The organism is Bacillus sp. JJ1532 (genome assembly GCF_036965085.1).
GTDB lineage: Bacteria > Bacillota > Bacilli > Bacillales > Cytobacillaceae > Cytobacillus.
In genome coordinates this window covers 6655-18705 of sequence record NZ_JBALOW010000057.1, presented here as the reverse complement: position 1 = coordinate 18705, position 12051 = coordinate 6655, and the positions used below count along the sequence as shown (strand labels likewise).

Below are 12051 nucleotides of genomic sequence, written 5' to 3'. Positions count from 1 at the left end.
ATAGGTAGGCTGGTTTGCCAGATCCATAAAAAACATAAGTTATATCCGTAAGCAGTACCTTGCCTGGCTCACCCTGATCAAATTCCCTGTTTAAAATGTTAGGGAGTGAACGATGTTCCTGATTCGCCTTGGCTAATTTTTTGTATGGGTTCATTTGTCTGATCCTTGTGAACAAATTAAACTGCCTCATTATTCTACGGATTTTCTTGTGATTCATCACTACCATATAGTCATTCTCTAAGATCATTTTGATAGTGAGAGCTCCAGCTTTTCCTTTTTTCTCATCGAATATAAACTTGATAAGCTCATAATCCTTTAAATCGGATTCTTGTCTATTTCCCCGTTGGCCTTCAGCCTTTTTCCATGCATAATAGCCACTTCTGCTTACCCCTACCATTTTACAGAGGTAAGTTACCATTTTGGCAAGCTTATACTGGCGTGTTGTTTGTTCAATAAGCATGAACTTCTCAGATGTCTTTATTGTTTCCTCTTCGCCGCCTGCCTTTCGAGTTCTTCTAACTTTTTTAGGAAGTCAAGCTCTGCTTCCAGGTATTTAATTCGAGCTTCAGCCTTTTTCAAACTGTCTTCAAGTGAAAGGGATTTTGAAGAAGGTCTTCCGGTGCTCCCTTTACCTCTACGTTCCGTTGTGAAGCCATCTTCCCCGAATTCCTTATACGTCTTTCTCCATCTTTTAAGGCATTGTTTAGGTTTTTCAGCCCCAATAACTTTTAAGTCAAAACCATGTTCAATAAAGATTTGTGAAGGACTTTTGCCCTCCAAATTCTCCTTTACTGCCATTGTTTTAAACTCAGGCTTATAAGCAATGGACCGTTCTGATACATGATCCACGTTTGGGTTATTCACCAAGATTTTCATCTCTAATTCATTAAAAATTATTTTACTCATTTTGTTCCCCCGATAGTATCTCTGAAATGATTATAATCGGGTTTCTATCCTATGGATATAAAAAACCCGAATAGGGGACTTTTTTTTAATGTCCACTATTCGGGTTATAGTTCAAACATGATTGGTGCTTTCTTTTACCTTATTTTGCAAATCGATGTTTTCCAATCGTGACAGTCACTTGTCTTGAAAAAACCCATTTGCTTGTTGATGTTTTTGGATTAAAGAAATACAACGAGCCTCTTCCTTGCCCTCTAAATGCTAATGCCTCATCGACTGCTTTCTTTGAGGACAGGTCAGCGGGTTGGTTAATCGTTCCATTTTGAACAGGTGTAAAGGCATAGTGCCCGCTTACTTTTTCATAGATGACACCTGAAACTGTATTTGGGAAAAGTGGACTATCAAGACGGTTTAAGACAACGGTTGCCACTGCCACTTTTCCTGCGTATGGCTCACCCTTAGCTTCGGCATGGACAAGACGAGCGATTAGTTCTTTTTCTGCAGCAGTAATTTTTGAATTGGGGATCAGGATTTTCTCGCCAGCATAAAGTAAATCACTAGTCCTGTTATTTACTTTTTTCAAGTGAGGCACGGAAATTCCATATTGATTTGCAATCGTCCAATAGGATTGTCCTTTATGTACGATATGGGTATTCGTTGCTGCATTCGACTCAGCTGCAAATCCAAAAAGTGATAATGATAGTGCACCCGTGATGAATAGCTTCTTCATTTTTTTCATGCTAGTTTTCCTCCTACTTCCGTAAAGAATCTCTAATTAAAGGCTAGCATATGTAACATTATGAATCCTCGTCCAAAATGTGGCATCTTAGGCAACGGCTGATTTGTGCCTGTCGTTACTAAGGCGAGCTATTCAGTGGTAAAAAGATGAAATATGTTTTGAAGTGCACCGATTACAAAACTTGGATGATATATGACATTATTATTTCGTATATGTAACAGGCCTCTGGCCTTTTGGAGGGATATTACTATTTGGCTGACAAACTACCTAATCTGGCTGATAAATCATTTAACCTCACGGACAAAATGTAATATCCTAAGAAATTTAACAATAAACCCGAATCGTATCAAATTTGAAATTGACTTTCGAGGATTTTTTTACTCATAACGCCGCCCTCTTATACCTATATAGGGTATATTGTTGTAAAAAGAAACCGTGCTATTGCTAGCACGGTTTCTTTTTACTTCACATCATAGCCTTGGTCATCAATAGCTTCTTTAATATTATCCAAAGATACTTCATTAGATCTGTACTCTACATCCACAGTCCCATTTTTCAGATCTACTTTCACGCTTTCAACACCAGCTAATTCTCCTACACCGCCTTCTACAGCCTTAACGCAGTGACCACATGACATCCCAGCTACATTTAATGTTACTTTTTCCATTATTCAACAGCTCCTTATTTTTTCATTAATTTTTGAATCGTAATTAGGACTTCATCCAGAACTTCCATGTCCCCTTCATTAAGTCGATCCACTACACAAGTTTTTAAGTGACCTTCAAGCAGAATTTTTGCAACGCTATTTAAGGCAGATTGAGTAGCGGATATTTGTGTAATTACATCATCGCAATAAGTGTCTCTTTCGATCAGCCCTTTAATCCCGCGGATTTGGCCTTCAATTCGGTTTAATCGAGTGACTAGATTTTTCTTTACTTTATCTGAATGGTGACTTTTTCGCTCACTATGTGAATTACAGCAGCTTTCATCTTCTGAAAACAACTTTTCATCTTCTTGATTGGATACCATAGGATCCCTCCTTAATTCGAATTATATTATACCCCCGTATAGTATGTAAAGCTCAAATAAAGTTTTTCTGAAAAAAATGGAATTTTTGTGAACTTAGCCATGATCAAGGGTATTAATTCATTATAATTAATATTATTTTACTTCTCGCTAAATTTCTTCAAACTTATAAAGTAAAATAGATATATTATTCGATTTAGAACAGGTGATTATTAATGAATAATTTCTCACTCAAGATAAGAACCGTATTTTTACTGTTCAAAGGGAAGAGAAAATTGTAGAGAGGAATTGGCAATGAGAGATTTTTTACTAGAATGGTTTCCAAATAATCCAATACTTGCTGTCCTTGTTAGTTTAATAATAAATATGATTGTTGCTATATCAGGTATTTTGCCCAGCGTTTTTATTACTGCAGGAAACATTGCCTTTTTTGGTTTCGAAATGGGGCTATTGGTCTCCATTGCGGGAGAGGCAGCTGGAACAATTGTAAGTTTTGTCTTATACAGAAAAGGATTAATAAAGCTTTCACCTAAGATAAAAAAATCAAAGTCTAAGCTTTTATTAAAGTTGAAGAATACAGCCGGAGCAGAAGCAATATTTCTTGTACTTGCCCTTAGAATTTTTCCGTTTATTCCTTCAGGCGCTGTAACACTTGCAGCTGCATTCAGTAAAATGGGGCTGTTATCGTTTTGTGTCGCAAGCACATTAGGGAAAATACCATCTCTATTAATAGAAGCATACTCGGTTGACCAAGTGTTATCGTTAAAATCAGAATGGCAGATTACCATTATTCTTCTTATCATCTTAACAAGCATCTATTTTTTTATGCGAAAAATGAAACAATAAAAAGTAAGAACAATCAAATTTGATTGCTCTTACTCTTTTATTGTTTATAATATCAGCGTAATCCATCTAATTTTAACGTTGCAGTTTTGATATAATCTAAAATATTTATTTTCAGCTAATACGCAATGAAATAAAAATTTTCAAATTTAATTGAGGTGAGAAAAATTTCAATTTTACGTTCCATTCGAAAAATTTATCAGTTTTTTGTGGATATACCTATTAAAGATGGGACAGTTTTGAAAGATCGCTATCAGGTGTTAAGTTTTATAGGTGCTGGAAGCTACGGGATGGTATATCTCTGCAGAGATTTGAAAACAAATGAAAATAGAGTGATTAAACAACTTCGGCCAAGTAAACGGCGAAATAAAAAAGAAGCAGCGATGTTTGAAAATGAAATCTCAGTATTAGGTACGCTAAACCAAAAAAATATGCCAGTTTTATATGAAGCTTTTTCAAGTAATGGATATTTTTTTTATGCAATGAGTTTTATTGAAGGGGATAATCTGGAAGACGAACTTTTCATTAGCAAAAAAACGTATAGCGAGAAAGAGTCACTCTTTATTCTTGTCCACTTACTCGAATTAGTAGATGACCTTCACAATAAAGGCATTTATCATCAGGATTTGCGTACCGCTAACATTCTTCTAAAAAACAAGGAACCTTTTTTGATTGATTTTGGTTTATCTAAGCAAAGAGACTCAATTAATCAGCATAACAAACTAGAAGATATTTTAAAGATGAAACAGCAGGATTACTATGATTTAGGGGACTTGCTTTTATATTTGCTTTATTCAACGTACTCCTCCAAGAATAAAAAAGCTCTCCCCTGGACAGAAGAACTTTCTTTAAAAAAGGAAACCGTTAATTTACTGAAAAAATTACTAGGAATACACGAACCTTATACAAATACTATTGAAATTTCAAAAGGTTTATATGCCGCAATAAATGCGCAAGAAAAAGAAAGTTAATTGTATAGAGTAAAATTAGCTGCTGCTTCGTCCTTTACGTTTATAGCGGTGGCTTCCACTCATTGGAAATGATTTGTACCGTCTGCTGCTACTGCTTCCGCGACGATAATTGCGGTGTCTTCGCTCGCTGCTTCCTTGAGAAAGATGTTTGACCATTTTCAATATTTTTTTAAACATATATTACCTCTTTTCATCTATTTTAGTAAGGCTTAGGAGGATACGAGTTTAAAACGTAATATTTAAAGGATAGTCTAAAAATTTTGCTCGCATACCCCACAGGTATTTCAGATATTGAATTGAACAGAGCCTTTTTTAAAGCTTGCCGTTCGTTACTATTTAATTAATTGTTTTTCTGCTATTTTTTTAACTTCTAAATAATGAATTTGATGACCATCGATATTGTGTACTTTGAAATTATAACCTTCGAATTCTAGTTCTGAACCAGTCTTAGCATCAAAGTTTTGAGTCAAGAACCATCCACCTATTGTGTCAACATCCTCATGAGATAAATCGGTTCCCAATAAATTGTTAACATCCTCTATGAGTAATTTGGAATCTAAAATAAAATGGTTTTCGTTTAACATTCGAATTGCTGGCACTTCATCTTCATCAAATTCATCTCTAATTTCTCCGACAATTTCTTCAATAATATCTTCAACAGTTACTAAACCAGATGTACCACCATATTCATCCATTAGGATGGCAATATGGATCCGTTCTTTTTGCATTTTTACTAACAAGTCATGGATTGGGACATTTTCGATCACACGAATAACGGGATTTATGAATGTCTCTAATTTATAGTCTTCATCTGCATTTTTGTTTATAAGATTAGTCGTTAAGAATTCTTTCGCATTAATAAAGCCTAGAATATTGTCTTTATCACCATTAACAACTGGGTATCTTGTATAATGTTCGGTCCCAATAATATTCAATATATCGTTAAAGGTATCGTCAATTGAAATCGTCACGATTTCCGTTCGCGGCACCATGATTTCTTTCGCAATTCTTTCGTCAAATTCAAAAATATTGTTCACGTATTTTAGTTCATTTTTATTAATTTCCCCACTCTTATAACTTTCGGATAATAAAATTCGGAGTTCTTCTTCCGTGTGAGCTACTTCGTGTTCTGAGGCAGGTTTTATACCAAAAAGTCCAACAAGGACACGTGCTGAACCATTTAGAAACCAGATGAACGGATACAGCAATTTATAAAACCAGATGATCGGTGTAGATAGTAAAAGTGTAACTGCCTCCGCTTTTTGAATAGCAACGGTTTTTGGTGCTAGTTCCCCAACAACAACATGAAGGAATGTTACAAGAGCAAATGCAATACCAAATGATAATACATTTGTAATGGACTCACTTAACTCAAAATAAGCAAACAATGGGTGCAATAGCTTTTCAACTGTCGGTTCACCAAGCCAACCTAAACCTAACGCAGTAATCGTGATTCCCAATTGGCAGGCTGATAAATACTCATCTAAGTGAGTGACGACTTTCTTAGCTGCTATAGAACCCTTTTTTCCTTCAGCGATCAGTTGATCAATTCTGGAAACACGGACTTTAACAATAGCAAATTCAGTCGCTACAAAAAATGCGGTTAATATAATTAATAGTGCTATCAATAATAAATTTATTACATCCAATATAATCCTTGACTCGTCTAGGATACGAGTAAGGAGACACCTCCTAATAGGTTAAGATTTTATGAAACTCCACTATCTTATTTATTCTTCTTTGCTATTTCCTTGAGTCATCACTATCATTTAACTAAGCAATAAAAGCAATGTTTGTATCAGCGACAAACTTTCATGTGAAATTTTTTTCTTCATTTCTTCGAATTTCTTTTGATCAGTCTTCTCAAGTTGAGCAAGAACCTCAGCAACTTCTTTTTCCAAACCTTTAATTTTCAGTCGTAAGTCTAATACGTCAACCTCTTCTGAAAATTTATCTATGCACTCTTTTTTAATTTCCTCCAATGACATACCTTCTTCTTTGCGCTTTTCAATGAAGTGAATACGTTCTATTGAAGAATGATCATAGTACCGGTAATTAGAAGGAGAACGTTCTGCTTTTAGTAAACCAAGATTCGTATAATGGTCGATCGTCCTCTTAGTGACGCTGGCCTTCTCTGCCAATTCTCCAATTCTTAACTTCTCAGTCCCAACGTAATCCCTCCAAACTATAACGTTATGGTTATGTTATAATCATACAATTAAAATTAATAGTTATCAACTATTTTGAAATAAGAATAAGAGATTCACAGTTTGAAAATATTTCTGCTTGTCAAACTTATTCACACCTATTTTCGTTTGCTGGAATTGAAAAAAAGACTAACTCGAGGTTGTAGTATAACAACTTTTCGAGTCAGTCTCTTTCTCTTTATTCCCTATTTATAATAAATTGGACGAAAAGAGCAGCAACAAAGTACCAACAACAAAACAATAGTATGCAAAATATTTTAAATTCCCTTTTGCCATAATCCCCATAAACCATTTCATAGAGAAGTATGTCATGAATAATGTAGCAATAAAAGCGATTAAGTAAGGTACAGCCAAAGTGCCGATATCTGGACTACTTATCAAATCCGAAACCCCTAACACCATGCCGCCTAAACTCACCGGGATATAGAGCATAAATGAAAAACGTAAAGCTGTATCTTGTTTCATGCCGACTACAATCGATGTTATTACTGTTGCTCCGGAACGACTAATTCCAGGAACAAGGGCAACAGCTTGAGCAAACCCAACAATTAATGCATCTTTGATGGATAAATCCCCATCTCTTTTCATCCCCCGAAGGTTACGAATCAGCCAAAGTGCTACTCCAGTAATTAACAAGGTGATCGCAATTGTATGTAGTGAAGTTAGATACTTGGCAATGATGTCATTGAACAGGAAACCTAGCACGGCTGCAGGGATTGTGCCAATCACAATATAAAGAACAAACATAAAATCAGATTTATATGCTTTTTCTTTCGTACGAATAAATTGGAGCGTATTCACCATTAAACGCTTAAGGTCTTGGCGAAAGATAAAGCAAATGGCGAAAAGTGAAGCTGTATTTGTTAGAATTTCAAATACTAAACCTTTCTGTTCAATCCCTAATAATCTCTGTCCAATGATAAGATGACCGCTTGATGAAACGGGAATGGGCTCAGTAACACCTTGAATCAAACCTAATATTAAGTATTTTATGATGATTAGAAACTCATCTGCATTCATAAAACCTATGTACCTCCAAAACTGTTAAATGCTTCTTCTCCTAGACTATACTTTAAAAATTAGGTTCGTAAAGTGTTTTATTAAATTTCTCGAAAATTTGGATATAATAGGTAACATTATTCTAAATCGCTAACTATACTTACAATGATATTAAATTAATCCCAACATCATATTATTGGATTTTCAGCCATTTAGTTGTAATATTCATATAAGGAAATTTTAGTCGGCCTTAGGGAGTGAGATTGGTACATGTCGTTGTTCGAAAAAAGATGGTTTAAAAGTATGGTTGGAATCATCTTACTTTTATTAATTGTATTTTTATTAAATGAGAATCAGTTTATCTTAACTCCAATCGTTGTTTTGATAAAAACGATTTTTTTGCCTTTTGTTGTCGCAGGTATTTTGTTTTATTTATGCCGTCCTTTAGTAGCATGGCTAGAAAAGAAGAAAGCTCCACGATGGATTGCTATTTTAGCTGCTTATCTTGCCATCATTTTGTTTGTATACGGCGTTATAAAGTTGGTTGGACCAGTCATCAATGACCAATTAGAACGATTTGTCGATAATTTGCCAGCGATGGTTTCCACCGTAACTGATTGGATTAAATATGTTCAGGAAAATCGGGCTACTTTTCCAGACTTCGTTCAAGAGGCATTGCTTACTGCGAGTGCAGATTTAGAATCCCGAATTGAATCCAATATAGGGAATATTGCTAATGGAATTCTTGGTATTTTCGGATTGATTGGCGGGTTTATCAATACGATCTTCTATCTTGTACTTGTTCCATTTATTTTATTTTATATGTTAAAAGATAGTCATCGATTTGCACCGAGTGTGGCTGTTTTGTTCCCACAGTCTAAAAAAGAACATGTGAAAAACATATTAAAAGAAATGGACAAGACCATCTCTACCTATATACAAGGACAAATGCTCGTCAGTGTCATTGTCGGGGCGCTTTTGTTCATAGGCTACTTAATTATTGGACTGAACTATTCACTTGTTTTAGCAATGTTCGGGATGTTTACAAACGTCATTCCGTTTTTAGGCCCATATATTGCAGTCATTCCTGCATTCTTAGTCGCATTATTTCAAGATCCTATCATGGCTCTTTACGTAGCAATTATCATGTTAGTTGCGCAACAAATAGAAGGAAATATCATTTCCCCGAATATCATGGGGAAAACACTAAACATCCATCCTTTAACAATCATTGTGTTAATTTTAACAGCAGGAAACCTTATGGGGATTATCGGGGTAATCTTTATCATTCCAGCTTATTCCATAGTAAAGGTACTTGTCATAAATATTGTTAAGATTTTTAAAACAGAATAATAGATAAGGAAAAGCCGACTTTCTCACAACCAAGAATGTCGGCCTTTTTCAACTTACTCTAAGCTTTTAATACCAAGCCTTTCATAAGCTCTATCTCTAGCAAGATTATGTGACTGCCATGATTTACTTTGTAAATATTCTCTTTCAGCTTTGCGCTGCTTTAGCAAAGCTTCTAATCCTTGAACATCCGGCTGCTTTTCATAAAGCTCAATTAATCCCATGATTCCCGTTGCAGATAAGCTGTTCAAATACTGAATATCGATTTTCCCTGTAGTCTCAAAGCGAGCCATATTTTGATCAACAACGATTTTATCGATATTTACGATATTTAGCCCCGCATAATAAATAAGTGCTGCAATGAAATAAAAACGGAATAACGATAGCCTCTCAATCCAGATTTTCACAAGAGTATAGGCAAAGATGACCATAAGGAAAATCATAAAGGAATGTGCGAGAACCCGAGTTAATGTGAATCCATAAGCATCCTCATACATCGTTAATCGCATGAAAGCGGATATAAGAAGGACCCCGCTCGATAGCACAAGAATGATTAAGGCCAACTTAATTGTTTTCCTCAAAATTCCTGCAACATTTTTAGTTAAATTGATGACCCCAGTCGTAACAGTTAGATTGATCAATGTGACAAAGAGCAGTTCAAAAAATCCGCGGCGCGCATATTCTGCGTACGTGTAGCCTTCATCGAGAGTCCCACTGAAAAAGTACTTGAATTGGACGGCAACGAATAATACATAGACTAAATCTAGAAGCAGTAAAACAGTCAGTGTAATAATTCCATCCACTCCAAACGGCTTAAGAGAGCCATCTTTTTGGACAATATGGATATTCTTTTGCAAAAGGGCTTGAAGAAATCCGAAGAAACCAAATGTATAGATTAGAATAATAACCGCTCGGAAAAGATATTCACCATTGAAGTTGAACAGACCAGGGATATTATTTAAAAGCCTTTCAAATTGAGTATCTGCGGACATAAGCAAATTCAGTATGATAAACAAAAAGGGGAAAGAGATAGCTACGCCAATCAGAACCTTTTTCCATACATCATTTTGTTTTTCATTGCTTCCTCGTCTTGTCAGCTTGACAGCATATTTAGTGAATAGAGCACTATATCGAATTCCGTGAATCAGGCGTTGTATGATGTAAATGACGAAATACAAGTTACTCCATTCTATTTTTTTCGGTGAAGTGATTAAGGCAAGATGGAAGATAACAAGGGCCGGTATCACAAGAATATTCAACGCATAAAAAAGTTCTGTATCATACAGATAATAGCTTGCTGCTAAAATCCATATTGCGATTAATACTAGATAGCCGAACCGCTGGTGCGAAAAGGAAAACGACCGAAACCTCCAGAAAAACAGCGCATAAAAAACAACGATGAAAACAAAATAGGAGATGCCAATTTGATATCTGAAGAATGCTTCCTCTGCCACAATTCCCAATAAAAAACATAAGAAAAAGAAAATCCAATCTTTTCTTTCGATTTTGATTTCCATAATAAAGCCTCCTTTTATATATAGATATTCTATATATATAGTTATTCTATGTACGTAGGTAAAAAAAAGCTCATACAGAAGCTTTTTTCCCCCACCTGTAGCTAATCAGGCAAACTGGGTATAAAAGTAGCGTCATCAGAATGCAGATCCCGATAAACGTTTCAGTCAGTAACGGGCTAAACCATTCATGGGGAATGATTCGGAAAACCGTCAGAACCATTAGCGTTAAATTTGGTATTAATGCCAAGAAAAAGGTCGTTTTCATCAGCTTTCTGCCTTTATGGCCAAAGCCTCTGCCAATTTCATAACCAAGCAATGCCCAGAAAAACAGATATATACACGCAATTAAGATTGGAAAAGAAGTTAATTGAACCCATAGGCTTGTGAGCCAGCTCCAGTTTAGCAGATTATGCGCGAGCGTAAGGATAGACCCCCCGGTAAAAAAAAGAATATTAACAGCTATGAACAGCCATTTCATCTTGCTGGGCGTAACGGAAAGTTCTTCTCTCCACATGGCCGCAATCTCTTCGGGTGCTCCGAGCCTTAAATAGATTTGATTGCGCACCTCGGAATCATCCTCTAGCTTGAAAAGCTCTACAAGGAGTTCATTAAGATGATCATCATATTCCTTTAAAATCAACTCTTTTTCGCTATGATTTGCGAGGTGCTTTGCAAGCTCTTCTAAAAACTCATCCTTCAGCCGATCCATGCTTTTTTCTCCCCATCACCTTGTTCATTACGGAAACAAAGTCATTCCATTCACGGGTTTTCTCAAGAAGCATTTCTTTCCCTGCCTCCGTAATACGATAATACTTCCTGGCTGGTCCCTTCTCCTGCTCCTGCCAATAGCATTCAATGTATTCCTGCTTTTCGAGCTTATGAAGGGCTGGATACAATGTGCCTTCTTTAAAAGAAAACTCATTTTCGCTGCGCTTCTCCAGTTCCTTAACAATCTCATATCCATACATATCCCGCTCGCCTAACATTTGAAGAAGCAATAGGGATGAACTTCCTTTGACCAATTCACGATTGAACACTTTATCACCTACCTAGTTATTTTAGGTATATAGAGATTCTACACTTCAGCGGAGAAATTGTAAAGGATCAAATTACCTTAAATCTCCTTAATTTTATTTTCATGGAACACAGCTTTTGTTAAAACTGATGATACTCGGTAACCATGAATAGTTCATGAAATCTACTCTATTAAAGTTAAATAAACTCATCGGTACCTCAACTGCTAATTATAGAAGGCAGCTAATAAGTTCATTAAAATAAGATAGGAGTACCTCTCATATGGCAACTTCAAAACTAAAAAATCCGAGTCATTCATCAACTCGGATTTTTATACGTTTAAGATAGCTCCAAATTCACTTTGAAAATTGTAACTTATTTCAAGTTCTTTTTTATAGGCTGAATATTTTTTATCACATGCCTGGCATGCCCATACCCGGGAAGCCACCCATGCCCATACCTGGAACACCGCCCATGCCCAT

At 35.8% G+C, this 12051-nt stretch carries 14 protein-coding genes; 3 read left to right on the top strand and 11 right to left on the bottom strand.

The genetic code is table 11. From position 1 onward, the window contains the following. The 5 genes from V7122_RS18990 to V7122_RS18970 all read right to left on the bottom strand — a co-directional run. On the bottom strand, positions 1-460 hold a 460-nt coding region (locus tag V7122_RS18990), incomplete at its 3' end, for an IS3 family transposase (RefSeq protein ID WP_335528277.1). Positions 461-477: 17 nt separating this feature from the next. Then, positions 478-906: an HTH domain-containing protein gene (locus tag V7122_RS18985; RefSeq protein WP_335528273.1), complete on the bottom strand. Its 429-nt coding sequence runs from the start codon at positions 904-906 to the stop codon at positions 478-480. A 139-nt stretch (positions 907-1045) separates the two neighbouring features. Beyond that, positions 1046-1642: a cell wall hydrolase gene (locus V7122_RS18980; protein ID WP_335528270.1), complete on the bottom strand. Its 597-nt coding sequence runs from the start codon at positions 1640-1642 to the stop codon at positions 1046-1048. A 460-nt stretch (positions 1643-2102) separates the two neighbouring features. Beyond that, entirely contained in the window at positions 2103-2309 is a 207-nt protein-coding gene (copZ, locus tag V7122_RS18975; protein WP_335489477.1) for a copper chaperone CopZ, read from the bottom strand. Between the two features lie 14 nt (positions 2310-2323). Beyond that, positions 2324-2671, bottom strand: coding sequence for a metal-sensitive transcriptional regulator (locus tag V7122_RS18970; protein ID WP_335344304.1), 348 nt, complete (start codon positions 2669-2671; stop codon positions 2324-2326). Between the two features lie 291 nt (positions 2672-2962). On the opposite strand from V7122_RS18970, the gene V7122_RS18965 reads away from it, so the two are divergent. Then, positions 2963-3514, top strand: a complete 552-nt coding sequence (locus V7122_RS18965) for a TVP38/TMEM64 family protein (RefSeq protein ID WP_335528267.1) — start codon at positions 2963-2965, stop codon at positions 3512-3514. 236 nt (positions 3515-3750) lie between these two features. Further along, positions 3751-4482, top strand: coding sequence for a serine/threonine protein kinase (locus tag V7122_RS18960; RefSeq protein WP_335344302.1), 732 nt, complete (start codon positions 3751-3753; stop codon positions 4480-4482). A 332-nt stretch (positions 4483-4814) separates the two neighbouring features. Here the strand turns inward: V7122_RS18960 and V7122_RS18955 are convergent, their stop codons facing one another. The 3 genes from V7122_RS18955 to V7122_RS18945 all read right to left on the bottom strand — a co-directional run bounded on the left by V7122_RS18955 (position 4815) and on the right by V7122_RS18945 (position 7709). Next, the gene (locus V7122_RS18955; protein ID WP_335528264.1) at positions 4815-6131 is read right to left on the bottom strand and encodes a hemolysin family protein; all 1317 of its coding nucleotides are present in this window, start codon (positions 6129-6131) and stop codon (positions 4815-4817) included. A gap of 120 nt (positions 6132-6251) precedes the next feature. Further along, a complete protein-coding gene (locus tag V7122_RS18950) occupies positions 6252-6623 on the bottom strand; it encodes a MerR family transcriptional regulator (protein WP_335344300.1) in 372 nt (123 codons plus the stop codon). Positions 6624-6878: 255 nt separating this feature from the next. Beyond that, positions 6879-7709, bottom strand: a complete 831-nt coding sequence (locus tag V7122_RS18945; protein WP_335528261.1) for an undecaprenyl-diphosphate phosphatase — start codon at positions 7707-7709, stop codon at positions 6879-6881. A gap of 249 nt (positions 7710-7958) precedes the next feature. Here V7122_RS18945 and V7122_RS18940 point away from each other — a divergent pair, with 249 nt between their 5' ends. Then, positions 7959-9041 carry an AI-2E family transporter gene (locus V7122_RS18940; protein WP_335344298.1) on the top strand — a complete coding sequence of 361 codons (1083 nt, stop codon included), beginning with the start codon at positions 7959-7961 and terminating at the stop codon, positions 9039-9041. A 53-nt stretch (positions 9042-9094) separates the two neighbouring features. Here V7122_RS18940 and V7122_RS18935 read toward each other — a convergent pair whose 3' ends face one another. The 3 genes from V7122_RS18935 to V7122_RS18925 form a co-directional block, all read right to left on the bottom strand. After that, the gene (locus V7122_RS18935; RefSeq protein WP_335528258.1) at positions 9095-10555 is read right to left on the bottom strand and encodes a DUF4153 domain-containing protein; all 1461 of its coding nucleotides are present in this window, start codon (positions 10553-10555) and stop codon (positions 9095-9097) included. Between the two features lie 70 nt (positions 10556-10625). Next, positions 10626-11264, bottom strand: a complete 639-nt coding sequence (locus V7122_RS18930) for a hypothetical protein (RefSeq protein WP_335528255.1) — start codon at positions 11262-11264, stop codon at positions 10626-10628. Then, positions 11245-11592: a PadR family transcriptional regulator gene (locus V7122_RS18925; RefSeq protein ID WP_066291043.1), complete on the bottom strand. Its 348-nt coding sequence runs from the start codon at positions 11590-11592 to the stop codon at positions 11245-11247. Before V7122_RS18925 ends, V7122_RS18930 begins: the two co-directional genes overlap by 20 nt. Positions 11593-12051: the final 459 nt, after the last annotated feature.

What these genes read in the sequence shown, in the direction of transcription:
- V7122_RS18985 (WP_335528273.1), bottom strand. Translation starts at nt 906, where the DNA reads ATGAGTAAAATAATTTTTAATGAATTAGAGATGAAAATCTTGGTGAAT.
- V7122_RS18980 (WP_335528270.1), bottom strand. Translation starts at nt 1,642, where the DNA reads ATGAAAAAAATGAAGAAGCTATTCATCACGGGTGCACTATCATTATCA.
- copZ (WP_335489477.1), bottom strand. Translation starts at nt 2,309, where the DNA reads ATGGAAAAAGTAACATTAAATGTAGCTGGGATGTCATGTGGTCACTGC.
- V7122_RS18970 (WP_335344304.1), bottom strand. Translation starts at nt 2,671, where the DNA reads ATGGTATCCAATCAAGAAGATGAAAAGTTGTTTTCAGAAGATGAAAGC.
- V7122_RS18965 (WP_335528267.1), top strand. Translation starts at nt 2,963, where the DNA reads ATGAGAGATTTTTTACTAGAATGGTTTCCAAATAATCCAATACTTGCT.
- V7122_RS18945 (WP_335528261.1), bottom strand. Translation starts at nt 7,709, where the DNA reads ATGAATGCAGATGAGTTTCTAATCATCATAAAATACTTAATATTAGGT.
- V7122_RS18940 (WP_335344298.1), top strand. Translation starts at nt 7,959, where the DNA reads ATGTCGTTGTTCGAAAAAAGATGGTTTAAAAGTATGGTTGGAATCATC.
- V7122_RS18935 (WP_335528258.1), bottom strand. Translation starts at nt 10,555, where the DNA reads ATGGAAATCAAAATCGAAAGAAAAGATTGGATTTTCTTTTTCTTATGT.
- V7122_RS18930 (WP_335528255.1), bottom strand. Translation starts at nt 11,264, where the DNA reads ATGGATCGGCTGAAGGATGAGTTTTTAGAAGAGCTTGCAAAGCACCTC.